Here is a 23610-nt window from a genome sequence, read left to right as displayed (position 1 = left end):
TTACCGTCCCCGTGCCGCCTCGAGCGTGGCTTCCAGCGGCGCCAGGTTGGCGCCGAGGAAGCTGCGCAGTGCCGCGCGTGCCGTTTCCGGGTTCTCGCCGACCGGGGTGGCCACCATCAGGGCCGCGCCGTCGTCGCCGTGCATCAGGAGCTTGGCTTTCGCCTGGCGCAGCTTGCCGATGTAGTCGTTGGCGGTAAAGCTGCCGTCGACCCAGTTCCAGTGCCAGACCAGGTAATTTCCGTGCGGGCCGCGCACGCGGGTTTCGCGCAGCGCCAGCGGCTGGCCGCCGATGTCTTCGACGCGGCCGCTGGAAGCGACCTGCTGGAAGCTTTCCTTGCGGCTGTCGACGCGGTTCACGGAGCTGATCAGGCGCTTGTCCGGGCCCTGGTTGCGGTAGTACAGCACGTTCAATTCGACCGGTGCGCCGCCGGCACTGTAAGTGCCGCGCAGGGTGGCGTCGGCTGCCTGGTAGTTCGGGCTCCAGGTCGGCATGCCTTGCGGGTTCGAAGCCAGGCGCTTGCCGTCCAGCTGCACCGGATCCGGGTTGTGGGCCGCCTTGTCGCTGACATAGGCCAGGGCCGGCCACAGCGCGCAGACCAGCACCGCAACGACCGCCGCGCCGAGCACCGGACGCGAAGCCGCGGAATGAAGAGCCGCGCCGTTAGTCCCGGCTGTCGCCGGCACGATCGGCGCTTCATCTTCGCGCCAGTAGCTGCCGATCCAGAACATGACGAACATCACCAGGCCGAAGAACAGCCAGCCGTAGATCAGGTGGTCGACGCCGGTGGCCAGGGCCATGTCGCTGGTATGGCCGATCATCACGATCATGTAGGCGCGCAGGCCGTTGGCGACGATCGGCACGATGATCGACAGGCCAATGAACAGCACGCGGCGCCAGGTCGAGCGGTAGCTCAGGTAGGCGTACAGGCAGCCCAGGGTGATCGAGGAAATCAGGTAGCGCACGCCGCTGCAGGCTTCGACCACCGACCAGTTCCCGGTCGGCAGTTCGAACATGGTGCCGTTGCGCAGGACCGGGATGCCGGTGGCGCGCACCGCAGCCACGGTGAAGTCGGCGGTGAAGTTGATCAGCGGCTGGACGAAGACTTCGCCGAAGGGCACGGCGAACAGCAGGAACAGCAGCGGGAAGGTCAGGGCGCCGGCCAGGCGGCGTCCCAGCACGGCCAGGGCCATGGCCGGGAACATGGCGACAAAGGCGTACTGCATCACCACGCCGACTTCGCCCGCGCGCGCCACCAGCCAGCCGGCGCCGCACAGGGCCAGCAGGCCGATGGCCGGCCACCAGGGGGCGACCGGGATGTGCTGGAAGACCTCGCGCCGGCGCCAGATCAGCCACAGGCTGATGGGGGCGATGGCGTAGCCGTGGGCGAAGGTTTCGGAGCTGTTCCAGACCGAGACGATTGAGGCGGCCGTGCTCCAGTACAGCAGCAGCGGCGCCAGCAGGGCGGCGACGATGATGGCCACAGTCGGCACGGCCATGCGGCCGGGTGCGGCTCCGGAGAGTGCCGGATTCTCGTTCATCAGCATTCGAACCTCGTTTCGATGGTGGACAGGTGGGCCGGCCAGCTGTAGCGGCGCTCGACGCTGGCGCGCGCGGCGCGGCCCATGGCCGGGTGGGGCGTGCGCAGCAGGCCAATCACGGCGTCGGCATAGTCTTGCGGCGCGTCGGCCACCAGCAGCTCGCGGCCTTCAAGCGCCTCGATACCCTCGTAGGCTTGGGGCGAAGCGACCACGGGGCGCGCCATGGCCATCGCTTCGAGCACCTTGTTCTGGATGCCGCGCGCAATGCGCAGCGGCGCCACCGCGGCCTTGCAGTACGCCAGGTAGGGCCGCACGTCGGGCACGGTGCCGGTAACGACGATCGACTCGCCGGCCAGGGCCTGCACTTCCGCCGAAGGACGGGCGCCGACGATGTAGAAGCGCGCCTGCGGCACCGCTTCCAGCACGCGCGGCAGGACCTCGGCGGCGAACCACTTCACGGCGTCCACGTTTGGCCAGTAATCCATGGCGCCGGTAAACACCAGGGCCTGCTCGCCTTCCTCGAAGGGATTCTCGTACTGGCGCTCCGGGCTGAAGTAATCGGTGTCGACGCCGTTGTTGAAGAAGCCGATCTTGGCGCGGCTTTCCGGCGCCAGGGTTCGGAACAGCTCCGCTTCCGGGTCGGACACGAACAGCGAGGCGTCGAACTGGTCGGCCGCGCGGCGCTCGTAGTCGAGCAGGCTGCGCGCTTCATGGCGGTACACCCAGCTCATCGGCCAGGATTTCTTTTCGGCGTACTGGCGCCATTTGTCGGAGTCGACGTCGCAGAAGTCGATCACGCGGCGCGCCGCCGGATAGTCTTCGGCGTACTGCGCCATCACCGACGAGAACATCATGATGCGGGCGATGCCGCGTTCGCGCATGGTCTTCGCGATCCAGCTTTTCATGCCGGCGTCGCGGTAGTAGCCCAGCGACAGCGACTTGCCGGTGGCCAGGGCCACGGCGCTGCGCATCTTGCCCTGCATGGGCTTCAGGCGTGCGAAGTGGCTGGAGGCGCACAGGGCCTCGACCTTCGGCACGTACTGCCAGTCGTCCTCGTCGTCGACGAAGGTCGCCAGGTGCACGCGGTATTTCGACGCCAGGTGCTTCAGCAGATGGTACGAGCGGATCTTGTCGCCCTTGTTCGGCGGGAAGGGGATGCGGTGCACCAGCAGCAGCAGGTCGGGCCTGGCGGCTTCAAGCGCCTTGGCCGCGCGCTTTTCCAGCACGCCCTCGATGATCGAATTCATGGCCGTTCCAGGAAGATGCGGTCCATGCGGTCCCAGGCGAAGTCCTGGGCCAGGGCCGCGATGCGCCTTTCCATGCGCTCGATGTTGATGTAGTGGCGGAAGCGCGCCTTGGCGCCGAGGCCTTCGGGGCGCGGCTGGCCGGGGTCGACTTCCCATGGGTGGAAGTAGAACAGGGCGGGTTCCTGGTCCATCTCGTTGACGCGCTTGACCATCCAGCGCGACAGCGCGTACGGCAGCAGGCGGAAGTAGCCGCCGCCGCCGGCCGGCAGCTTCTTGCCGCCCAGCTGCACCGTGGTGATCGGCACTTCGAGCAGGCCGTCCGGGCCGTTCGGATAAAAGGCGAAACGCGGTGCGTCCGGCATGCCGTAATGGTCGTGGCGGATCGGGTAGATGCTGGAGCTGTAGCGGTAGCCGGCTTCGGTGAGCGCATCCAGCGCCCACAGATTGCCTTCGCCGATCGAGAAGCTCGGCGCGCGGTAGCCGATCACTTCCTGGCCGCCGATGTCTTCCAGCAGGGCTTTCGCGGAGCGGATGTCGTTGTCGAATTCGGCGCGGCTCTGGTCCGAGGCGCGCAGGTGGCCGTAGCCGTGGCTGGCCAGTTCGTGGCCGGCATCGACGATGCGGCGCACCATGGCGGGATAGCGCTCGGCGATCCAGCCCAGGGTGAAGAAGGTGCCTTTCACATCGTGGCGTTCGAACAGCGCCAGGATGCGTTCGATGTTGGCCTCGACGCGGCATTCGCGCGACGGCCAGCTGTCGCGGCTGATATAGGGGGCAAAGGCCGAGACCTGGAAGTAGTCCTCGACGTCGCAGGTCATGGCGTTGCGGATGCGCTCGCCCGGCTGGCGCTGCGGCCGGGCTGCGGGAGTTTGCATTCTCATTCGGGGGTATCCACGTGTTGGTTCGCCTGCACGCCGTTTGGCGGGTTGGCGACGATTTTCTTCAGGATCGACAGCACCGAGACGATCGATTTTTCAAGGCGCATCATGCGCTCGTCCAGCACTTCGGCGCTGGCGCGGCGTTCCGGCAGGTGGCCCAGCGGATCGTCGCCCAGGGGCATGCCCATCGCTTCCGGCGCAGGCGTACCGACTGCGTTCGGCAGCTGGAATTCCTCGGCGATGTCGCCGATGACGGTGTTGATGTGGTCCGCGCTGAACTCGTGCAGCTCTTCCAGGTAGCCCATCAGCAGCACGCGGTCGAGCAGGGTATTCGTCTTGCGCGGGATGCCGCCGGTGTAGCCGAAGATCGCGGCATGCGCGCCGTCGTCGAAGGCGGGGTCGCCGTTCCAGCCCACGGTGTGCAGGCGGTGCTCGATGTAGGCGCGGGTCTCGCTCGCATCCATCGGGCCCAGGTGGTAGCTGGCGATCACGCGCTGGCGCAATTGCTGCATGGTCGGGCTGTGCAGGGTGGCGCGGAACTCGGGTTGGCCGAGCAGGAAGGTCTGCAGCAGCGACTTGTCGTCGGTCTGGAAGTTCGACAGCATGCGCAGTTCCTCGACCGTTTGCGGCTTCAGGTTCTGGGCTTCGTCGATCACCAGCAGGGCGCGCTTGCCCTGGCGGTCGACGGCGCGCAGGAACTGCTCCAGGCGCGTCAGCAGATCGGTCTTGCTGGCGCCTTCGTACGGCAGCCCGAAGCCCGAAACCACCATGCGCAGCGTGTCGTCCGGATCGAGGTGGGTGTTGACGATGTGGGCGGCGACGATCTGGTCCGAGGGCAGCTTGTTGAACAAATTGCGCACCAGCGTGGTCTTGCCGGCGCCGACTTCGCCGGTGATGACGATGAAGCCTTCACCCTGCGACAGGCCATATTCCAGGTAGGCCATGGCCCGCTTGTGGCCTTTGCTGCCGAAGAAAAAATGGGGATCTGGGCGCAGCTGGAAAGGCTTGGCCGAGAGTCCGTAATAACTTTCGTACATCGTGTCACTCCGTATTTTAGAGCTGCACCGTCACGGTGGCGGAGACGGCGTTTTCGGTGTAGTCGCGGCGCGTGATGTCGCTGTCGCCGGTGGTGCGGCGCAGGTCGATGCTGCCGCGTACCGAGCGGCCGAAGCGGTGGGTCAGCCCCAGGCGCAGCGAGTTCTGTTTGCCGCTCAAATCGGTATCGAGCGAGCGCGAATGGCTGGACGACAGCGAAGCCAGCGCGGTCGAACGGGCGCTCAGGCGGTAGCTGTAGGAAGCCGTCAAACCGGCCTGGCGCACGCTGTCGTTCAGGGCGCGCAGCTGGCTGCCGAGCAGGCCGCTGTCGCTCTCCGACGACGACAGGGCGGTGCGCTCGCTGGCGTAAGCCGAGAGCACCGCGCTGCTGTGGCGCCAGTTGAAGGCAGCGGAGCCTTGCAGCAGCTTCTGGCGCATGTAGCGGTTGGTCAGGTAATTGATGTTGTCGGCCAGCGAAGACGGCAGGCCGGCGGCCAGGATATACGCTTCCACTGCCTGGCGCCGCAGCACCGGGTCGGGAATCGTGGCTGCGAACAGCGAGTCGAGCATCGAGGCGGTGTCGATCGCGGCCGGCAGCGAGAACTGCGAGCGGCTGGTGGTGACGGCGTCGGAATAGCCCAGCTTCCAGGTGCTGTGGCGGCTGCGGTGCAGGGCCATCAGCGAGCCGGTGTTGCCGAGGTAGTGGCGGCCGACCGATGCCTGGATGTTGGTGCGCGCCGACGGCGCCCAGCCCGCGCCCACCGACCAGCTGGCGCCCGCGGTCTTGCCGCCCAGCGCCTGGTAGTCGTACTTGTCGTAGCCGCCGGTGGCGTTCAGGCTGACGGTGGTGCCGAGGCGGTAGCTCAGGCCGATCGTGGCGTTCTGCGAGGAGGTGTCGCCGAAGCTTTCGTTGTCGACTTCCTGGCGCGCGTAGTGCAGGTTCCAGCCCACGTTGCGGAAGCCCGTGCCGCTGACGACGTCGAACGTCACGCCGTCGGCCGTGCTGTTGCCGAAGATGCTGCTCGAATCCGACTGCACGCTGTCGTGGCTGTAGCGCGCGGTGGCGGAGGCGAAAGTGCCGAAGCGGTGGGTCAGGTAGGGGCTGATGCGCCAGGTGTTGACGTCGGTCTGGTTCTCGCTTGTATAGCGGTTGCCGTTGACGTCCTCGGCCAGCGGGCCGAAGGCGGAGATGCTGCGCGAATTGCCGCCCGCGCTGGCATCCAGGTAGAACAGCTGGTCGACCACGTTGACGCGGCCGGCGGCATTGTACTGGTACTGGCTGTTGCGTACGCCCGGCACGTCTTCCTCGCTGTAGTCGTACCAGTAGGCGCGCGCACTGGCATTGAACTGCACGCGCGAGCTGTTCGCCTGGACGTCGATGGCCGGCATGGCCTCGGTGACCCAGGACGAGCGCTTGGTGGCGTCGCTGCGCAGGTTGACGTTGTCGGAATAGCTTTCGGTCAGGCTGAAGGAAGGGGTGACCTTGACTTCAGCATGGGCGCTGTTGCCGGCCATGGCCAGCAGCAGCGCCGCCGCCATCGGGCTCAAGCGAAGCGGACGCAGCATACGCGAACGCTTAGCCGTAGTGATAGTCATACGTCTCTTCGATGCCGGGGATGTCCCGGGCCTTGTTGTAGATGAGGTTCACGTTGCTGCAGCCTTCGAGCTGGCGCAGCGATTCCTTGACCGCGTGCTGGGTCGTGGTCTGGGCCTCGACCACCATCACGATCTGGCCCATGTGGCTGGCCAGCACGCGCGATTCGCTGGTCAGCAGCAGCGGCGGCGAATCGAAGATGACGACGCGGTCCGGATAGCGGTTGGCGATCTCGTTGACCATGTTGCTCATCGTCGAGCTGGCCAGCAGCTCGGTGGCGCGCGCGGTGCTGGTGCCGGCCGGGAGGATGCTCAGGGTGTCGACGTTCGTGCGCAGCATGACGTCGGACAAATCGAGCTTGTCGTCGATCAGGATATCCATCAGGCCGCGCTGGGCCGGCAGGCCGAGCGTGCGCAGCACCGAAGGACGGGCCACGTCGGCATCCACCAGCAGCACGGTGTGGTCGAGTTCCATGGCGATGCTCATCGCCAGGTTGATCGCGCAATAGGTCTTGCCTTCGCCCGGCAGCGAGCTGGTGACCATGATCAGGTTGTTCGGGCGGCCCGGCGTCGAGGCTTCGCCAAAGGCGCGCTTGAGCAGCGGGCGCTTGATGACGCGGAAGTCTTCCAGCAGGCTGGTGCGGCCGCTGGCGGCGGTGACCATGCCGGCCTCGCGCATGCGGGCAAGGTCGAGGTCGACCTTGCGTGCGCTGTGCTTGCCGGTCTGGGCGCGGCTGGCACGCGGCTGGGCCGGCGCCGCGTGGGCGTTGATGGCTGCCGCTGGCGCCGCCGCGCTGCCTGCGGCGAGGGCTGCCGCAGCGCTTTCGGCCGGCGTCGGCGCAAAGGTCTCGACGGCATGGATGACCGGGGCCGGCGCCACTGCGGGAATCACCGCAGGGTGCGGCGCGTGCGGCGCCAGCGCGACGGCTTCCTCGCCGGTCTCGACAGGGACCGCCGCGGTTGGCGGGGTATTGCGGGTGTGGTCAATGCGGCTTGCCGCTTTTTCGATAATGCTCACATTCGCTCCTAAAATTCTTCCTTACAGGCCCGGGCGGGCCATCATGGTCGCAATGCCCGCGCCATACAGGCCGATCAGCAGCAGCACGGTGGCGCCGAGGCCGTACAGGCGCTTCTTGCGGCGCACCTTCTGGCCATCGGTCCAGTGCATGTTGATGGTGCCGAGGATCGGCATGCCGGTCACTTCGCGCAGGGCCGTCTGGCTCAGGAAGGTCGGGCGGAACTGGCTCATCAGGAAGGCGCCGGCCAGGCCGGCCGCCAGCGCCACCAGGAAGGCGGCGGTGAACAGCACCGGACGGTTCGGGCCGGTCGGCACCGCAGGCGCCAGTGGCGGCTCGATCACGCGGAACGACATGATGTCGGTGGCCGAGGACAAATCGCCCGACAGGCGCGCCTGTTCGCGGCGTTCGATCAGGCGCTGGTGGTTTTCGCGGTTCACCTGGTAGTCGCGGTTCAGCTGGGCCAGCTGGGCCTCGACTTCCGGCGCGGTGGTGCTCTGGGTGCGCAGGGTGTTCACGCGGTTCTGGTACTCGTTGACGCGGGCACGCAGGGCGGCCACGCGCGATTCGGCGTCCGACAGGGTCACGTTCAGCTGCTGCATCATCGGGCTGGCGGCCAGGTTCGGGTTCACGCCGCCCTTTTTCGCCTCTTCCTTCTTGCGTTCCTGGAGCTGGTCCAGCAGGCGCTTGGTCGAGATGATGTCAGGGTGCTGCTCGGTGTACTGCAGGCGCAGCGAGTCGAGGTTCTTCTGGGTGCTGGCGATGCGCTCGGCCAGTTCCGGATCGACCGGCGCGGTGCCGTCCTTGCCGCCGCCCGTCATGCGGCGGCGGATGGCGTTGCGCGACTGCTCGGCTTCGGCCAGTTCCAGTTTCGCCTGGCTCAGGGCGTCGCTGGCGGACGCCACCTTGCTGCCGAAATCGGCGCCTTCGCGCGGCAGCAGGCCCATGTTCTTGATCTTGAATTCCTTCAGCGTGTTCTCGGCGGACGCCAGCTTTTCTTCATAGCTGCGGATCTGGTCGTCGATGAACTGGACAGCCTTGTCGGATTCCTGCTTCTTGCCGCCGTAGCTGCCTTCCATGAAGATGGTCAGCAGCGACTGCACCACGTCCTTGCCGAGCTTCGGATCGGGGGCGCGGTAGCTGATCGTATAGATGTCGTCGCGTTCGGTGCCGGCGATGGTGATCTTCGACATCAAATTGTCGATCATCTTTTCCTTCTCGTCGGCGTCGCGCGCTTTCACGTCGAGGTCGGTCATGCGCATCACCCGTTCCACGTTCGGACGGCTGATCAGGGTCTGGCGCATGAAGGTGACTTGCTGGTTGATGTTCGGCAGCGAAGTCATGCCCGATAGCAGGGGCTTCAGGATGCTCTGGGTATCGACGTAGACCCGGGCCGTGGTCTCGTACTGGTTGGGCAGCCGCAGCACGATGGCCCAGCCGATCAGCGCCACCACCCAGGCGATGGTCACTGCATGCCAACGGTATTTACCGATGGCCTTAAGGAAATTCAGGATAAGGGCTGTTATTTCTGCCATCTCGTCAGTCTCGCCATGAACGCCGGACGCTGTTGCGCCCAGCTACAACAATCAACAAAGAACCCGCATCATCGCTTGTAGTTTGTGCAATTGCAATTGCATGCCGGAAAATCATGCTAATAAAGGCGCCGGGTGGCACCGCTTACAACACAAATTCTCAGCTGCAACGCATAAAACCCGAGCCCAGGCCAGCCTGACGGAGTATTATTGTCGGCAAGCAAACTTTGCTGGGACTAAAATGTTGCACTAGGTCAACCGTGAGAAGTACTCGGAAAAGAGCACGGGATCGCTTTGCTCAACATCAAGCTGATGTATTGTAATGTTTAAAATACAAAAAGGTCTGCACGATTGATTCCTAATCGAAATAATAAAAAACGGTGGGCATCAACGCCGCGCCGTCGGCTTTACGCCTGGCCTCGCGCCTGGCTGGGTGCCGCCATGCTCGGCCTGGCCAGTCTGCTGGCGCTGCCGATGGCGCCGGCGCAGGCCGATGGCCTGGTCCGAACGATTCCACAGGTCAAGCCATCCGTGGTCGGGGTCGGCACCTTCCTGAAGACGCGCAGCCCGTCGGTGATGTTTACCGGCACCGGCTTCGCCGTTGGCGACGGCCTGAGCATCGTCACGAATGCCCACGTCGTGCCCGACAAGCTCGACGGCGCCAAGATGGAGCAGCTCGGCGTGGTGGTCGGCAGCGGCCAGGACATCGCGTTCCGGCCGGCGCGCCTGGTGGCGCTGGACCGTGAGCACGACCTGGCCCACCTGCGCCTGGAGGGCGGGGCCCCGCTGCCGGCGCTGGCGCTGGGCGACTCGCGCACAGCGCTCGAGGGCCAGGCGCTGGCGTTCACCGGTTTTCCGCTGGGCATGGTGCTGGGACTGAACCACGTGACCCACCGCGCCAACCTGTCGGCCTTGACCCCGATCGTCATGCCGTCGATGAGTTCAAAGCGCCTGGATGCGCGCGCCATCACCCAGCTGCAGCGCGGCGGCCTGAAGATCTTCCAGCTCGACGGCACGGCGTACCCGGGCAATAGCGGCAGCCCGGTCTACGATCCGGATAGCGGCGCCGTGCTGGGGGTGATTAATATGGTGTTCGTGAAAGGCTTGAAAGAAACAGCGATCACGATGCCCAGCGGCATCAGTTATGCGATACCGTCCCAGTACGTCGCTGAACTGCTGGCCAGACCATGATGCAACGAGTGTGAAAAAAGAGAAGTATTTCAATCGTGCATGCCTTTGAGGAAACACGATTACGATACAATACGCCGGTTTGATGGCTAAATAACAATTTTGTGGCATTCGACACAGCGGGGCGTTGCCGGTCGCTGCATGCCGGGAAAGGAATTGACGTGAACAAGATCATGACGAACCTGACGAAACTGACCCTGGCGCTCGCTTGCGGCCTGGCCGTGGCGGGTTGCGCCACCAAACCCGCTGCGCCATCGGCTGCTGCCATGGCCCAGGCCGCACCGGCCGACTACCTGATCGGACCGGGCGACTCCGTCAACATCATCGTCTGGCGCAATCCGGAAGTGTCGATGTCGGTGCCGGTGCGTCCGGACGGCAAGATCACCACCCCGCTGGTCGAAGACCTGCCGGCCGCCGGCAAGACCTCGACCGCGCTGGCGCGCGACATCGAAACCGCCTTGGCCAAGTTCATCCAGCAGCCGGTGGTCACCGTGATCGTAACCGGCTTCGTCGGCAACTACGGCGAGCAGATCCGCGTGATCGGCCAGGCCGCCAAGCCGCAGGCCCTGGCCTACCGCCGCGACATGTCGCTGATGGATGTGCTGATCGCCGTCGGCGGCGTGACCGAATTCGCTTCGGGTAACAAAGCCCTCATCATCCGCACGATCGACGGCAAGCAGGAAAAGCTGAACGTGCGCCTGGACGACCTGATCAAGGAAGGCGACATTTCGGCCAATATGCCGATGCGCCCGGGCGACATCCTGGTGGTGCCGGAAAGCTTCTTCTGATCCTGCCTGAACCTTGCTGACTGTCGGGTTTTCTTACAACGGCGCCTTCTGGGCGTCGTTGCAATTTGGGCCTATGCCCCGCCAGCCCCGCTAAGTGCTTGATTCTTTGTTGCATTTAGTCAATTTATTCAGGCTGGTACGGGGCTTGCTTAGTAATTAAAAGCAAATGCCCGGCAGGGTGATGGCATACTTCTATGCATCTGGAAAACGTCGCTCAGAAAAACGTCGCTCAGGAAAAAGTCGATATGGAAGATCAAGAAGGCCGCAGCGCCCCGGCAAACGCGGCGCAGGAAGCACAGGCAGCGCCCGCAGTACCGCAACTCGATGCGCGCGGCGCGTCGCGGCGCCGCTTCACGCGTGCCGGCGCCGGCGCGGCCGGTGTCATCCTGACCCTGCACAGCCAGCCCGGCATGGCCACCTACGGCAACTACGGCGGCGTTTGCGCGTCGCCGTCGGGCTTCATGTCGATCAAGACGGCCAGCCACAACCCAAAGAATTCCTGCAGCTACAATCGCTCGTTTACCTTCTGGCGCGATAATTCGAAATCCTGGAAGTCGCGTTGCGGCACCCGCCCGGAGACGCGTTTCGTCGAAGTGCTGCAGCCGCGTGGTGCCTATATTCACCTGAAGAATTTCACCCTGCTGCAGATCGTCCAGCAGACCAAGGAAGTGCGCGCCATCGACCGCTCCTTCGTCGCGCTGCAGATCGTCACCGCCCTGCTCAACGCCCGCGCCTCGGAGCGGGCCGGGATTCCGAGCGTGCTGCCGGAAGACCAGGTCGTGGCCATCTGGGACGAGTACAGCCTGAAAGGCTCGTACAAGCCGAGCGGCAGCGCCAAGGCGTGGACCGGCCTGCAGCTGGCCGCCTATCTGCAAACCACCTTCCGCTAGCCCGATCAGCCTTCGTTACGCATGAGTAGTCCGCCGATCTGGCGCCTGGCCCCCGGGCAGCGCCTGGTGCACCGTTGCCACGACGGCGAATGCGTGCTCTTCAACGACCTGACCGGCGACACCCACCTGCTGGGACAGGACGTCCTCGATGTGCTGGGCGCGCTGCGCGACATGCCGCGCACGGCCGCCGGCCTGGCGCAGGACGCCGGCGCCGACCTTGACCCTGAATGGCGCGCCGAGCTCGACGAACTGCTGGCCGACCTGGCCGCGCTCGATTTGATTGCACCTGAGCTGATTGCACCTGACTTGATCGCACCTGGGCTGATCGAACCTTTGCCCGGGACCCAGCCATGCTGACCGTGGCCAGCCTCGGCGAACGCGAACTGCGCGCGCGCCTGCGCGGCCCCGGCCTGCGCCTGCAAACCGGTCCCTTCGTCACCTGCGTGCACAGCCCACTGGCGCCGCTGGCCGCGACCCTGGGCACGATGTACGCCGACTATCCGGTGCTGGAAGAGGGCGCGCTGGCCGATTTCCACGTACGCCTGAGCGGTTCAACGGGCCTGCGCCGCTTCCTGCGCCCGCAGGTGCACTTTCATTACGACGGCATGGCGCCTTTCCAGCCGCTGCCGCTGGACCAGGCCTTTCCGATGTTCGAATGGGCGATGAACTGGTGCGTTTCGAGCCAGGCCAATTCCTGGCTGGTGATCCACGCCGCCGTGATCGAGAAGGACGGCCTGGCCGCGATCCTGCCGGCGCCGCCCGGCTCCGGCAAAAGCACGCTGTGCGCGGCCCTGGTCAACCGCGGCTGGCGCCTGCTGTCCGACGAACTGACACTGGTGCGGCTGGATGACGGGAAAATAGACCCGCTGCCGCGCCCGGTGAGCCTGAAGAACGCCTCGATCGGCATCATCCGCGACTATGCACCGGCCGCCGCCTTCACGCGCCCGGTAGCCGACACCGTGAAGGGCACCGTGGCCCACATGCGCGCATCCAGCGACAGCGTGGCGCGCGCCGGCCAGGCAGCCGCGCCGGCCTGGATCGTGTTCCCCAAATGGCAGGCCGGCGCCGCGGCCGAACTGACGCCGGTGCCGCAGGCGCGCGCCCACATGCGCCTGGCCGAGAATGCCTTCAACTACAGCCTGCTGGGCGAGACCGGTTTCCACACGGTGGCGCGCCTGGTGGACGAGGTGCGGACCTTCGATTTCCATTACAGCGTGCTGGACGACGCCATCGCCGTGTTCGAGCGCCTGCTGGCGGAGCGTGCATGACGCAGCCAATGCATTTGCCTCCGGCGCCGCATCTTCCTCGTTTTCCCCTGCTGCTGCGCGCCCTGCGTGAGCCCGGCGCCATGGGCGGTTTCAGCGAGCGCGACTGGGACCTGCTGCTGCGCCAGGCCCTGGCCTCGAACCTGGCGGCCACCCTGTGCCTGCTGGCCGACGAGCACGGCGTGCTGGCGGCCCTGCCGGCGCGCGTGCAGCGCCGCCTGGGCTGGGCGCGCACGGTCTGGCAACGCCACCTGCAGGCGGTCGACCTCGAACTGGGCAAGATCCGGCACGCGCTCGGCGAGAGCGGGCTGCCGCTGATCCTGCTCAAGGGCACGGCGTACGCCGCCGCCGGCCTGCCGGCCAGTGCCGGCCGCCTGTTTTCCGACATCGACCTGCTGGTGCCGAAGGAGCGCCTGCCCGAGGTCGAGAGCGCGCTGATGCTGCACGGCTGGGCCGGCAGCCACCACGACGACTACGACCAGCGCTACTACCGCGAATGGATGCACGAGCTGCCGCCGCTGCAGCACATGCGCCGCGCCAGCGTGATCGACGTGCACCACGCGATCCTGCCCGAGACGGCGGCAGTGCGGCCCGACCCGGCACGCCTGCGCGCCGCTGCGCGGGCGATTCCCGGCCGCGCAGGCTTCCATATGCTCGCGCCCTGCGACATGGTGCTGCACAGCGCGGTGCACCTGTTTTCCGAGGGCGAATACCACCACGGCCTGCGCGACCTGTTCGACCTGCACCGCCTGTTTTGTCACTTCGGCGCCGACTCCGGTTTCTGGGCAGCATTGCCGGGCCGTGCGCGCGAGCTGGAACTGGCGCGTCCGCTATGCTATGCCCTGCGGTACTGCACGCGCCTGCTGGGCACGCCGGTGCCGGCAAGCGTGATGGAAGCTGCACGCGATGGCATGCCGAACCCGGCCCTGCTGGCGCTGATGGATGCGCTGTTCCTGCGCGCACTGCAGCCGCCGCACCCGAGCTGCGCCGATGCGTTCGACCCGGCCGCCCGCGCCGCGCTGTATATCCGCGGTAACTGGCTGCGCATGCCGCCGCTGATGCTGTCGCGCCATTTGTTTCACAAGGCATTCGTGTCGCCGAAGGCCGAGCCGGCGCAGTAGGCGCAACGGGGCGCAGCCGGCGGAACAAGCATGGACAGGCCCTGTCCTGTCGAGGAGAAATGGGAATGGAAGAAAGCCAGGGTCTGGCGCGCCTGCACGCGCTGCGCGATTTCGTGTTCGAGGGCAGCCTGGAAGACAGCCTGCAAGGCCAGGCCCGCGAATGTGCGCGCCTGCTGGATGCCGACAGCTGCTCGATCATGCTGCTCAGCGGCGGCGCCGGGGAAGAAGACGGGCGCCTGCGCGTGCATGCCCATGCCGGCGCGCCTGGCGACCGCTTGCCGGCCGCCGCACTGGAAGCAAGCATCGGGCGTGGCGAGGCGATCTGCGGCCAGGTGCTGGCCAGCGGGCAGGCCTTGCTGGTCGAGGATATCGGCAAGTCGGCCTATGCGCTGCTGGCGCGCCGCCCCGGCGACCCGGGCCGTAGCATGATGTCGGCGCCGGTCCGCATCGATGGCCGCACGGTTGGCGTGGCGAACGTGGCCGGCAAGGGCTTTACCGAAACGGACCTGCTGCTGTTCGAGGTGGTCTGCCTGTTCATCGGCAAGTCGATCCAGGTGGCGCAATTGCAACATTTGCTGGCCTCGCGCTTTGCCCGGGAAGCCCTGGCCCGCGAGGCCGAAGGCCCGGTCCTGACCGCCTACCGCAACCCGGAAGCGGTGGCGCGGATCCTGGCCCGTTCATTCTATAAAGAGTGGACGCGTGCCGGCTTCGAGGCCCCGCAGATCGTGGGCGCCGCCAGCGAGATCATCGACCAGCTGAACAATAGGTTGCATAAAAAACATTAAACATTCTGCTTGACATTTTCCAGTAGGAAATGTATGTCGATAAATTTTACAGATGCGTTATCGAAATTTTAATAGATTCCGCTAAGTTGTTGATTTTAAAAGAATGTGAAATCCTGGCACGGGGCTTGCTAATAGTTGAGTGTGTTTGCCAAAACCGATCAACCACATCAAGGATTACCGATCATGAAATTTCTGAAGAAACTGACCTGCGCCGCAGCTGTTGCAATGTCCATGGCCTCGGCCGCCCACGCTGGTCCTGTCCTGAACGACTGGGTCTTCAACCCGAACGGCGGCGGCTTTGAAAACGGCCAAGTCATCAACGAATACCTGGACGTGAACGGCAATGCCTTCATCGCGCTGACCGGTACCGGCACCAACAGCTTCTCGTTCCGTGAACACGCTGTGTTCAACATCAAGCAAGCCGATTCGAACGGCCAGGACTTCGACGACAACTATGCTGGCGGCAACATCAGCGCCGTGTTCGAAGCAACCGGCACCGGCACCTTCAATGGCGCCTTCAGCTTCACCGGCGGCACCATCCGCATGTACCAGAACCAGACCAACCAGTACGCCAGCACCGAAGGCATCTACGGCGCCAACCTGGGTAACCTGATCGCCGAGTTCAACGTGCTGGCCGGCGGCGGCGGCTTGGTCAATGCAGACGGCGACCCAACCAACAACGGCCAAGTGACCGTGCTGGCGAAAGCCATGCCAGGCCAGCTGGCTGCAGGTTACTTCTTCAACGCCAACGGCAAGGACCTGTCGACCGACTCGATCATGTCGTTCGCCTTCACCAACGCCAACGCCCTGGCTAGCCCGACCCCGCGCCTGGTGTCGGAAGTCGCTTGCGAATTCGCCGGCTTCACCGGCGCCGGCTGCGATGGCACCTCGTATGCCAACGCGCCAGGCCAGTACTTCTTCGTCGGCAACAACGGTCAGTTCAAGCTGGCTGAAGTGCCAGAGCCAGGTTCGCTGGCCCTGTTCGGCATCGCCATGCTGGGCGCCGGCGTCGCTGCTCGCAAGCGCGCCAAGAAAGCCTGAGTTTTCGGGAATTTCCTGAAGCATTGAAAGGAGCGGGCATTGCCCGCTCTTTTTGTTTTTCTGGCGCCATCCACGCCAAGTAGGTATAAAAAACGGCAAGCACAAGCTTGCCGTTTTTTTGCTTTATTTCTCAGCTCAGCGCTGCATCAGTTGCGCCAGCGGCCGCCGCACCGAGCGCGCCGCGGGCCGCGGGCCATAGCCGAGGCGTCCCATGTACACCGGATGGCCGGCGCCCTGGAACACCAGCGCCTCGGTCTGGCGCTGCAGATCGCGCGCGGCATTTTCCAGGCGCGCGTCCCCGGTGAACCGGGTGTTCTCGCGCGCGTACTTGGAAAAGATCAGCGGCGTCATTTCCGGCTGCATGTACAGGCCGAGCGTGGTCATGGTCAGCCAGAAGCGCTGCAGCGCGCGGCCGGCCGCCACGTAGTCGTCGATCGAGGCCGGCTTGCCGGCGGCGCGCAGCACGAAGTGGCCGGCGCAGGCCATGCCGGGGGCCAGGTCCATCTGCAGGCGCGGCGCCCAGGTGCCCATCAGGGTGTTCACCGACTTCATGCGGCGCCAGCTGACCATCGCCCATTTCATCAGGTGCAGGGTCATGGCGTCCACGCCGAGGGCGTTGGCCGGCACCTTGTCCGGGCTTTCGACGCGGTTTTCCCAGTCGATGATGCTGCGGTGGGTGTCGAATGCTTCCGGCATCGTCAGGCGCAGCCGGGCGTTGTTGTACATGAGCTTTGCCGCCTTCCACTTCTGGTCGCGGCTTTCCAGCCAGTCCAGGGTGTAGTGGGGCGCGACGACCGCTTCCAGCTGGCGCTTGTGCTCGGCCGTCAAGGGCGTGGTCTTCATCGGGCGGCGCTGCACAGTGCGCTCCCTGATCGCGCCGATCAATGGGCTGGGCGTAACGGCCGCATCGGCCACGAAGCGTACGTCGAACACCGAGTGGGTCTCGCGCCCTGCCGGGCGGCGCGCGATGTCGGCGCGCAGGCCGTGGCCGCTGGCGGCGATGGCGATCGTTTCGAGCAGGGTGCCGAAGGCGATCTGGCTCGGGTGGCCGTCGAGGTCGTAGACGCAGTGGTCGCGCGTGTCGTAGGCGTGCACCACCAGGTGCTCGGGCGCGGCGATCTCGAAGCGCCAGGTCTGCATGTTGTCGCCGCTGGGCGCCCAGCGCGCCAGGTCGAGGATCTGTTCGATGGTCGTGCTCATTGTTGTACTCCAGCGGCGGCCAAATCCTTGGCCAGCTGCTTCTTGCCCACCGCAATCATCAGGCGGTGCAGCGGATTCTTGTTGCCGCCCGGGCGCCAGGTGCGCACCAGCTTGTTGCGGTAGGCATCGAACTGCACGCCCCAGGGCGCGGCCAGCACCTTGCCGCGGCCCAGCAAAATCTTCAGGGCTTCGGTGCCCATCACGCCGGCGCACAGCTGGCAGGCCATGATGGTCGAGGGGCCGCGCCGCTCGACAAAATTCACCGCTTCCGGCACCACCAGGTAGGGGCGATGCAGACCGGCCGGCGCCAGGCCGACCACGAAGTGCACGGCCTTGTCGGTTTCCGGCAAATCTCCCCACTGGAAGTATTCTTCGAAGGTCATCTGGCCCGGCAGGAAGTTCAGCAGGGCCGCGCCCATGCCCAGCGGCGCCACCGTGCTGGCCGGGATGCCGAGGCGGGCGCACAGGGCAAAGGTCTGCTGGCGGATCTCGAAGGCAAAGAAATCAAGCGCGTCGACGTACATGTCGACGCCTTTCATGAAGGCTTCCAGGTTGCCGGCATTGATGCCTTCGCCGAAGACCGTGACTTCGCAGTCCGGATTAACGTCGAGCAGCATGCGGCGGATCACGTCGGCCTTCGGCTGGCCCAGGGTCGAGACCATGGCGCCGACCTGGCGGTTAAAGTTCGGCACGTCGAAGCTGTCGAAGTCGGCAATGTGGAATTTGGTAACGCCCAGCCGCGCCAGCGTCATGGCATGCACACCGCCGACGCCGCCGCCGCCGGCAATGGCGACCCGCTTCTGCCGCAATCTTGCCTGCTCCTCTTTCGTCACCCAGCCAATGTTTCGGGAAAAAGCCTGCTCGTAGGGGAAAGGAGTCGTCATGTGCGGAGAAAAGGAAAAAGTGCGGACAATGCGGAACAACGCGAAGGGACGGCGGATGCTGCGGCAGGAATGGGCGCGCCATGGCGCCCGGACGATGAATTACGCGACCTGCTGTTCGTCGATGCGGCGCAGGCGATTGATAATGCCCTGCTCTTCGCGCGGCGAAAAGAAATACGGATAGAAGGAGCGTTCGTTGGTGGTGGTCGACCAGGTGCCGCCGAGGCTCTTGATCTGCTCCGTCACATAATCGAGGCTGATGCGCAGCAAATAGGCAGGCGCATTCACGCGCGGATTGGTCTTGACGTCGCCGACGCGTTTGAAACCGAGCATGTGCTCATAAAAGCGGCGGTGGCGCGGATTGACTTCGATAACGATATCCGTGCAATCGTGGATATCGCGGGCGTAAATCACGGCCAGGTGAAACAGGTTGGCCAGCGAGGTTTTCGAACGTACCGTGGGGTCGAATGCCAGCTTGGTGAATTCGCACAGTTTCGCGCCAGCGGCGCGGAAGCCGTCGAGGTCTTCCTTGAAAATCTGGTCCGCCATCAGGCCGATCGGCGAATCGATCCCCAGCGTCAGCGTCCCCACCACGTCGCCCTTGTCGGTGGCGGTGAGGGTGATGCGGTTGGGGTCGTCCGAGAACTGGTGCGTGCCCGCGTAGCCACGCCAGGCGTACATTTTGTTGACCAGCATGCTGGCCGAATTGCGTCCTTTCGCCGTATCGGTAAGCCGGATTCCATATGAATCTTGGTTCACGATAACATCCTCTAATTCCGAGCTCGCTATATTATCGCGATCCTCAAAAACATGAGCGTTCGATAGAATTTCGACGGAAACATCTCCATTGTCTTTCACATCATCGTTATTCGTCATCGCAGGACACCTCGTTTGACGGTGTTGCCGGCATCCGGCAGCACCCCGATTACGACGTACGCGCCAGGCTTTTCGCTAGTCGAAAACCCCGGCGCGACGCACCCCTATCCATCCATTTATCGCATTGCTTGTGTGGATTTTTTAGTATGTTCAGATAGTAGAACGTTATAGCGTTTTCAGCAACGCGCGCGCGTCCTCGAGCTGCGCGAAAGGGCGATTCAGGGCCAGCAGGGTTTCCAGTTCCTTGCGCGCGGCTTTCTTGTCGCCCGATTTATTCAGGCCGACCGCCAGGTGATAGCGCAGTTCCGGCGCCCCCGGCGCACCCGCCACCGCCTTTTGCAGCAGCGGCAGGCCGCGTTCGACATTGCCTTGCTCCACCAGCATCCAGCCCAGCGTATCCATCACGGCGGCATTGTTCGACGCCACCTTGTAGGCCTGCTCGGCCGTGGCCAGCGCGCGCGGGTCCTTGTCCTGCTGGTAGGCCCAGGCCAGGTTGTTCAGGGCCGCGCCGTTGTTCGGATCGCGCTTGACCAAGCCCTCGAGGATGGCGATGGCCGGCTTGAATTGCTTCTCGGCCATGTGCGACTCGGCCAGGTACATCTGCACCGTGGCGTCGTTCGGATTCTGCTTGGCCCAGTTGGCGATGCGCTGTTGCGCTTCCTTGGTCTTGCCGGCCCGGCGCAGGGCTTCGGCGCTGCGCATCAGCACCGTGCCCGACTTGGTGATCGCCAATGCCTTGTCATAGGCGGCCACGGCCAGTTCCGGCTTCTTCAGCGTCTGCTGCAGGTCGCCTTCGAGCAGGAAGCCGATCGGCGAGCCCGGGGTCTTCTGCTGCATGTCGCGCGTCAGCGCCAGCGCTTCGTCCTGGCGGCCGCGGCGCATGGCCAGTTCCACCTGGGCCACGCGCGCCTGCAGCAGATCGGGCTGCAGCGCGACGGCTTTCTTCAGCGCGTCGGCGGCTGCGGCGTCGTTCTTCAGGCGCGACTGGGCGGAGGCCAGGCGCATCTGCGCCAGGGCCGACTTCGGCATCATGCCGGCCAGCTTGCTGTAGCTGTCGAGCGCGCCCTGGCCGTCGTCGTTGGCCAGCTGGGCCTGGCCGAGCAGGTCGAGCATGTCGGCGCTGGTCGGGTTCGAGGCCTGGAACTTGCGCGCCAGGGTCAGGGCCTTTTTCTCCTGCTTGGTGCCGAGGTAGTGGGCGCCCAGCTTCAGCACGGCGGGAATCGCGTCCGGGTTCTCGGCCTGCGCCTTTTCCAGCCAGGTGGTGGCTTCGTCCGGCTTTTGCTGCAGCATGGCCAGGTCGGCCAGCGCGGCCATCGCACCGAAGTTCTTCTTGTCCTTCTCGAGGATGGTTTCGAAGCGCTTGCGGGCGGCGTCGGGCTTGTTCTCGCGCAGGTCGAGCTGGGCCAGGCTGGCGGCGGCCGGGAAGAAGGTCGGCTGCAGCTGCAGCGCCTTTTCGAAAGCGGCGCGCGCGGCCGCCACGTCGCCCTTGGCGAAGTACACGGATGCCTTGATGTTCTGGGTCTGCGGATTTTCAGGCTGGACCTGCTCCAGCTTCTCGGCTGCGGCCAGGGCCTTGTCGTAGTGCTTCAGGTTGAGTTCGGCCTGGACCAGGGCGGTCAGGGCGCGCGGCGATTTCGGATCGAGTTCGGCGGCGCGTTCGAGTTCGTTGATGGCCTGGGCGCTGTCGCCCTGGTTCATGCGCGACAGGCCGAGCGAGGTGTGGACCACGGCGGCGTCGGGCGCCAGCTTGGCGGCCTTTTCGAACAGGGCGGTGGCCTTGCCGAAGTCGCGCGCCTGCATGTAGGACTCGCCGGCCAGGGCCAGCAGCTGCGGGTCGTTGGTGCTGTCGAGGGCCGGGGCCAGTGCGGCGACGGCGTCGCCCGGCTGCGATCCCTTGAGCAGGGCCTGGGCCAGGAGTTTACGCGCGTACAGGTTGTTCGGATCGGTCGCCAGGTACTTGCGCAGGTGGCTCTCGGCCGCGCCATTCGCGCCCAGGTTGAGTTCCACGGCGCCGGCTAGCAGGATGCTCGGCATGTGTTCCGGTGCGCTCTTCAGGATCTTTTGCAGCGATTCGCGCGCGGCCGGGTACTTGCCTTCGGTGTAGTCGACCAGGGCCTGGGCATGGACCACGGCCAGGCTGTTCGGCGCGGCCTTGCGGCCGGCGTCGATTTCGGCGCGCGCTTCGGCGTATTTGCCCTGCTCGATGCGGATATACGCTTTTTCGACGTTTGCATTGCGGTCGGCCGGACGCAGGGCCAGCACCTTGTCGAACGCCTTGATGGCGTCGTCGCCCTTGCCGGTGGCGCGCAGCATGCCGCCGCGGAACATCCAGACGTCTGCGTTGTTCGCATCCTTGGTGATCGCTTCGCTTGCATAGCGCTCGGCCGCTTCGCCGTCGCGGTTGACCAGGGCGTAACGCGCCATGCCGGTCAGGGCTGCGCCGTTGTTCGCCTGCAGGGCCAGCGCCGCTTCATACGATTTCTTCGCTTCGTCCTGCTGGTTCTGGGCCAGCAGGGCGTCGCCGCGCAGGGCCAGCAGCGGGGCCGACTTGGCTACCAGTTCCGGTTTCAGCTCTTCCAGCGTTTCCTTGAACTTGCCCTGGGACTGCAGGGCGCGCGCCAGCTGCGGCAGCACGCGCTCGGACGGGGCGCCCAGGCTGGCCGCCTTGCGCAATTCCTTCTCGGCCGAGACCGGATCGACAGTCTCGATGTAGAGGGTGCCCAGCTGCAGGCGCGCTTCGGCATCTTCGGGGCTCTTCGCCACCGCATTCTTCAACTGGATCAGGGCGGCCTTGGTGTCGCCTTTCTGCTGGTACTGCTTGGCCTCGGCCAGCAGCGTTGCAGTGGATTCGTCGCGGCTGCAACCACCGAGTGCGCCGAGCAGGAGGGCGCTCGTCAGGGCGGCGGTGGTCAGGGTGATCTTGGAGACTTTACGGGACATGGGTTCCTCAGGGGTTGTGCAGGTGCCGTCCGAAAGGCGGGCGACGAGTTTCCTCACTAACAATAATACCTCAAGGAATGGGGTGTATCTCACACAAATCCCTGCACAATTTTATTGCTGTTGCATGCACGCGATTTCTCCTGAGAACGTTATTTCTCAGAAGAATTCTTATTCGCAGGTGGGGATGCCTGAAGGCAGTCAAAACCTAGCCGGCGTCACCCTTGCGCAAGCGGCCGAGCAGGGCCTCGACGTTCTCGCCCACCGGCAAGCCATGGCGGCGCAGCAGCTGGATGTGCAGGACCATGTTTTCCAGCACCAGCTTGGCCGACACCGCGAGCAGGGTCATCAGGCGGTCCTCGGTGCTGAAGTTTTCCATCGAGGCCGCCATCTCGCAGAGGTGGGTGGCCACCAGTTCGCGCAGGTCTTCCTCGGCGAAGGGCAGGTCGGCGAAATCGATCGGGTCTTCCTGCTCGACTTCGCGCATCAGTGCGGCGAGGTGTTCGGGTTTGATCGGCATGCGAGACTCCGTCCGTTAGCGGTAGAGCCATTCTAGAACATCCATTAGAATGGCCTGATGATGCCAAATGGAAACTCGCTGGAAGTGGGAGTCGTCGGCGCCGGAACCGCGGGGCTGGCCACGGCCATTGCCCTGGCGCGTGCCGGCCACGCGGTGACGGTGTTCGAGAAGCACCGGGACCTGGCGCCGCTGGGCGCGGGCATCCTGATCCAGCCGCAGGGCATCGCCGCCCTCGACGCGCTCGGCGTCGGCGCTGCCTTCCATGCGGCCAGCGTGCCGGTGACGCGCCTGATCGGTACCTGCCAGCGCAACTGGCGCATCGTCGATATCGACTACGGCCAGGGCGAGGCGCGTGGCGTCAGCCGGACGGCGCTTGCGCAGCTGCTGCTCGATGCGGCGCTGGCGCTGGGTGTGCAGGTGCGCTATGTCAGCCCGGTCGAGCGGGTCGTGGTGCACGGCGCGCAGGCTGCGGTCCTGACATCGGGTGAGGACAGGCGCTTCGACCTTGTGGTGATCGCCGACGGCGCGGCCTCTACATTGCCGGCCCAGGTCGGGCTGGCGGTGGCGTCCACGGTCTACGAATGGGGCGCATTGTGGGCCATGTTCGACGTGGACGACTGGGCCGGCCAGGCCCTGCTCGAGCAGCGCTACGGCGGGACGCGCAAGATGTATGGGCTGATGCCGACTGCACGCATCGGCAATCGATTGCGCCTGTCGCTGTTCTGGAGCCTGCCTTGCGCCGGCTATGCCGCCTGGCAGGCGCGGCCCATCGAGGACTGGACGGCCGAATTGCTGGACCTGTGGCCGGAGTCCTTGCCGGTGGTCGAGCAGATCGTCGGCCACGAGCAGTTTGCGCTGGCCACCTACCGCCACGCACGCGCCCAGCGTTTAGCCAGCGGGCCGGTGTGCGTGGTCGGCGACGCGGCGCATGCGATGAGCCCGCAGCTGGGGCTGGGCAGCACGCTGGCGGTGCAGGATGCGCTGGCGCTGGCCACTGCCGTGGCGGAAGAGGGCGCCATCGCCGGCGCGGCGCTGTATTCGACCGAGCGCCTGTGCGCGGTGCGCAACTACCAGCTGTTCAGCAAGGCGCTGACGCCCTGCTTCCAGGCCGACGGTAACGGCTTGTGGCGCGATTTGCTGTTCGGGCTGGGCCTGAAGCTGCCCGGCATTCCGCAGCTGATGGTGCGCAGCATCGCGGCGCCGCCCCAGCAGCAGGCGAAAAAAATCCCCGCGCCGGCCACGAGGACCTTGCGCGGGGAGTGAGTCCGGCAGGCGCCG

The 23610-nt window shown here is 65.3% G+C and carries 21 protein-coding genes; 9 read left to right on the top strand and 12 right to left on the bottom strand.

Translation table 11 applies throughout. The annotated features are described in order from the left end of the window. From xrtA to QWL29_RS10370, 7 genes are read right to left on the bottom strand one after another with little or no spacing between them, the layout of a single operon-like run. The gene (gene xrtA / locus QWL29_RS10400) at positions 1–1539 is read right to left on the bottom strand and encodes an exosortase A (protein WP_305822816.1); all 1539 of its coding nucleotides are present in this window, start codon (positions 1537–1539) and stop codon (positions 1–3) included. Next, complete coding sequence (locus QWL29_RS10395) at positions 1539–2786, bottom strand: TIGR03087 family PEP-CTERM/XrtA system glycosyltransferase (RefSeq protein ID WP_305822815.1); 1248 nt, start codon at positions 2784–2786, stop codon at positions 1539–1541. Before QWL29_RS10395 ends, xrtA begins: the two co-directional genes overlap by 1 nt. Beyond that, the gene (locus tag QWL29_RS10390) at positions 2783–3667 is read right to left on the bottom strand and encodes an XrtA system polysaccharide deacetylase (protein ID WP_305822814.1); all 885 of its coding nucleotides are present in this window, start codon (positions 3665–3667) and stop codon (positions 2783–2785) included. Before QWL29_RS10390 ends, QWL29_RS10395 begins: the two co-directional genes overlap by 4 nt. Next, positions 3664–4701, bottom strand: a complete 1038-nt coding sequence (locus tag QWL29_RS10385; protein ID WP_305822813.1) for an XrtA/PEP-CTERM system-associated ATPase — start codon at positions 4699–4701, stop codon at positions 3664–3666. Before QWL29_RS10385 ends, QWL29_RS10390 begins: the two co-directional genes overlap by 4 nt. A gap of 16 nt (positions 4702–4717) precedes the next feature. After that, entirely contained in the window at positions 4718–6265 is a 1548-nt protein-coding gene (locus tag QWL29_RS10380) for a TIGR03016 family PEP-CTERM system-associated outer membrane protein (RefSeq protein ID WP_305822812.1), read from the bottom strand. 10 nt (positions 6266–6275) lie between these two features. Beyond that, positions 6276–7310 (bottom strand): XrtA-associated tyrosine autokinase, encoded by a 1035-nt coding sequence (locus tag QWL29_RS10375; RefSeq protein WP_370663688.1) that lies wholly within the window; start codon positions 7308–7310, stop codon positions 6276–6278. 21 nt (positions 7311–7331) lie between these two features. After that, positions 7332–8843: an XrtA system polysaccharide chain length determinant gene (locus QWL29_RS10370; RefSeq protein WP_305822811.1), complete on the bottom strand. Its 1512-nt coding sequence runs from the start codon at positions 8841–8843 to the stop codon at positions 7332–7334. 438 nt (positions 8844–9281) lie between these two features. Here QWL29_RS10370 and QWL29_RS10365 point away from each other — a divergent pair, with 438 nt between their 5' ends. The 8 genes from QWL29_RS10365 to pepA all read left to right on the top strand — a co-directional run bounded on the left by QWL29_RS10365 (position 9282) and on the right by pepA (position 15918). Further along, entirely contained in the window at positions 9282–10031 is a 750-nt protein-coding gene (locus QWL29_RS10365; RefSeq protein WP_305822810.1) for a S1 family peptidase, read from the top strand. A 170-nt stretch (positions 10032–10201) separates the two neighbouring features. After that, entirely contained in the window at positions 10202–10816 is a 615-nt protein-coding gene (locus QWL29_RS10360; protein ID WP_305822869.1) for an XrtA/PEP-CTERM system exopolysaccharide export protein, read from the top strand. A gap of 245 nt (positions 10817–11061) precedes the next feature. After that, the gene (locus QWL29_RS10355) at positions 11062–11706 is read left to right on the top strand and encodes a hypothetical protein (protein WP_305822809.1); all 645 of its coding nucleotides are present in this window, start codon (positions 11062–11064) and stop codon (positions 11704–11706) included. 21 nt (positions 11707–11727) lie between these two features. Continuing rightward, on the top strand, positions 11728–12063 hold the full coding sequence (locus tag QWL29_RS10350) for an HPr-rel-A system PqqD family peptide chaperone (RefSeq protein ID WP_305822808.1): 336 nt from the start codon (positions 11728–11730) through the stop codon (positions 12061–12063). After that, positions 12057–12974: an HprK-related kinase A gene (locus QWL29_RS10345; protein ID WP_305822807.1), complete on the top strand. Its 918-nt coding sequence runs from the start codon at positions 12057–12059 to the stop codon at positions 12972–12974. Before QWL29_RS10350 ends, QWL29_RS10345 begins: the two co-directional genes overlap by 7 nt. Continuing rightward, on the top strand, positions 12971–14092 hold the full coding sequence (locus QWL29_RS10340) for a nucleotidyltransferase domain-containing protein (RefSeq protein WP_305822806.1): 1122 nt from the start codon (positions 12971–12973) through the stop codon (positions 14090–14092). Before QWL29_RS10345 ends, QWL29_RS10340 begins: the two co-directional genes overlap by 4 nt. Positions 14093–14157: 65 nt before the next feature. Continuing rightward, positions 14158–14877 (top strand): GAF domain-containing protein, encoded by a 720-nt coding sequence (locus QWL29_RS10335; RefSeq protein ID WP_305822805.1) that lies wholly within the window; start codon positions 14158–14160, stop codon positions 14875–14877. A gap of 183 nt (positions 14878–15060) precedes the next feature. Further along, positions 15061–15918: a flocculation-associated PEP-CTERM protein PepA gene (gene pepA / locus QWL29_RS10330; RefSeq protein WP_305822804.1), complete on the top strand. Its 858-nt coding sequence runs from the start codon at positions 15061–15063 to the stop codon at positions 15916–15918. A gap of 135 nt (positions 15919–16053) precedes the next feature. On the opposite strand, the gene QWL29_RS10325 is transcribed toward pepA, so the two are convergent. From QWL29_RS10325 to QWL29_RS10305, 5 genes are all read right to left on the bottom strand, one after another. After that, positions 16054–17118: a nitroreductase family protein gene (locus tag QWL29_RS10325; protein WP_305822803.1), complete on the bottom strand. Its 1065-nt coding sequence runs from the start codon at positions 17116–17118 to the stop codon at positions 16054–16056. Then, complete coding sequence (locus QWL29_RS10320; RefSeq protein ID WP_305822802.1) at positions 17115–18002, bottom strand: ThiF family adenylyltransferase; 888 nt, start codon at positions 18000–18002, stop codon at positions 17115–17117. Before QWL29_RS10320 ends, QWL29_RS10325 begins: the two co-directional genes overlap by 4 nt. 99 nt (positions 18003–18101) lie before the next feature. Next, positions 18102–18875, bottom strand: a complete 774-nt coding sequence (locus QWL29_RS10315; protein WP_305822801.1) for an N-acyl amino acid synthase FeeM domain-containing protein — start codon at positions 18873–18875, stop codon at positions 18102–18104. A 165-nt stretch (positions 18876–19040) separates the two neighbouring features. Further along, positions 19041–21815, bottom strand: a complete 2775-nt coding sequence (gene prsT, locus QWL29_RS10310) for an XrtA/PEP-CTERM system TPR-repeat protein PrsT (protein WP_305822800.1) — start codon at positions 21813–21815, stop codon at positions 19041–19043. 205 nt (positions 21816–22020) lie between these two features. Next, the gene (locus QWL29_RS10305; RefSeq protein WP_305822799.1) at positions 22021–22332 is read right to left on the bottom strand and encodes a hypothetical protein; all 312 of its coding nucleotides are present in this window, start codon (positions 22330–22332) and stop codon (positions 22021–22023) included. Positions 22333–22389: 57 nt separating this feature from the next. On the opposite strand from QWL29_RS10305, the gene QWL29_RS10300 reads away from it, so the two are divergent. Further along, positions 22390–23595, top strand: coding sequence for an FAD-dependent oxidoreductase (locus QWL29_RS10300; RefSeq protein WP_308635241.1), 1206 nt, complete (start codon positions 22390–22392; stop codon positions 23593–23595). The last annotated feature ends 15 nt before the right edge of the window (positions 23596–23610 follow it).

It is taken from the genome of Massilia brevitalea, assembly GCF_030711405.1.
Lineage (GTDB): Bacteria > Pseudomonadota > Gammaproteobacteria > Burkholderiales > Burkholderiaceae_D > Telluria > Telluria brevitalea.
The sequence above is the reverse complement of the archived record's forward strand: the minus strand, read 5'-3'. Positions and strand labels throughout refer to the sequence as shown.

Excerpts from the sequence above, each read along its gene's own strand:
- QWL29_RS10325 (WP_305822803.1), bottom strand. The coding sequence starts at position 17,118 with ATGAGCACGACCATCGAACAGATCCTCGACCTGGCGCGCTGGGCGCCC.
- QWL29_RS10395 (WP_305822815.1), bottom strand. The coding sequence starts at position 2,786 with ATGAATTCGATCATCGAGGGCGTGCTGGAAAAGCGCGCGGCCAAGGCG.
- QWL29_RS10380 (WP_305822812.1), bottom strand. The coding sequence starts at position 6,265 with ATGCTGCGTCCGCTTCGCTTGAGCCCGATGGCGGCGGCGCTGCTGCTG.
- QWL29_RS10340 (WP_305822806.1), top strand. The coding sequence starts at position 12,971 with ATGACGCAGCCAATGCATTTGCCTCCGGCGCCGCATCTTCCTCGTTTT.
- QWL29_RS10315 (WP_305822801.1), bottom strand. The coding sequence starts at position 18,875 with ATGACGAATAACGATGATGTGAAAGACAATGGAGATGTTTCCGTCGAA.
- QWL29_RS10350 (WP_305822808.1), top strand. The coding sequence starts at position 11,728 with ATGAGTAGTCCGCCGATCTGGCGCCTGGCCCCCGGGCAGCGCCTGGTG.
- prsT (WP_305822800.1), bottom strand. The coding sequence starts at position 21,815 with ATGTCCCGTAAAGTCTCCAAGATCACCCTGACCACCGCCGCCCTGACG.
- QWL29_RS10390 (WP_305822814.1), bottom strand. The coding sequence starts at position 3,667 with ATGAGAATGCAAACTCCCGCAGCCCGGCCGCAGCGCCAGCCGGGCGAG.
- QWL29_RS10305 (WP_305822799.1), bottom strand. The coding sequence starts at position 22,332 with ATGCCGATCAAACCCGAACACCTCGCCGCACTGATGCGCGAAGTCGAG.
- QWL29_RS10335 (WP_305822805.1), top strand. The coding sequence starts at position 14,158 with ATGGAAGAAAGCCAGGGTCTGGCGCGCCTGCACGCGCTGCGCGATTTC.
- QWL29_RS10355 (WP_305822809.1), top strand. The coding sequence starts at position 11,062 with ATGGAAGATCAAGAAGGCCGCAGCGCCCCGGCAAACGCGGCGCAGGAA.
- QWL29_RS10370 (WP_305822811.1), bottom strand. The coding sequence starts at position 8,843 with ATGGCAGAAATAACAGCCCTTATCCTGAATTTCCTTAAGGCCATCGGT.
- QWL29_RS10345 (WP_305822807.1), top strand. The coding sequence starts at position 12,057 with ATGCTGACCGTGGCCAGCCTCGGCGAACGCGAACTGCGCGCGCGCCTG.
- QWL29_RS10320 (WP_305822802.1), bottom strand. The coding sequence starts at position 18,002 with ATGACGACTCCTTTCCCCTACGAGCAGGCTTTTTCCCGAAACATTGGC.
- xrtA (WP_305822816.1), bottom strand. The coding sequence starts at position 1,539 with ATGAACGAGAATCCGGCACTCTCCGGAGCCGCACCCGGCCGCATGGCC.
- pepA (WP_305822804.1), top strand. The coding sequence starts at position 15,061 with ATGAAATTTCTGAAGAAACTGACCTGCGCCGCAGCTGTTGCAATGTCC.
- QWL29_RS10360 (WP_305822869.1), top strand. The coding sequence starts at position 10,202 with ATGACGAACCTGACGAAACTGACCCTGGCGCTCGCTTGCGGCCTGGCC.
- QWL29_RS10300 (WP_308635241.1), top strand. The coding sequence starts at position 22,390 with ATGATGCCAAATGGAAACTCGCTGGAAGTGGGAGTCGTCGGCGCCGGA.
- QWL29_RS10385 (WP_305822813.1), bottom strand. The coding sequence starts at position 4,701 with ATGTACGAAAGTTATTACGGACTCTCGGCCAAGCCTTTCCAGCTGCGC.
- QWL29_RS10365 (WP_305822810.1), top strand. The coding sequence starts at position 9,282 with ATGCTCGGCCTGGCCAGTCTGCTGGCGCTGCCGATGGCGCCGGCGCAG.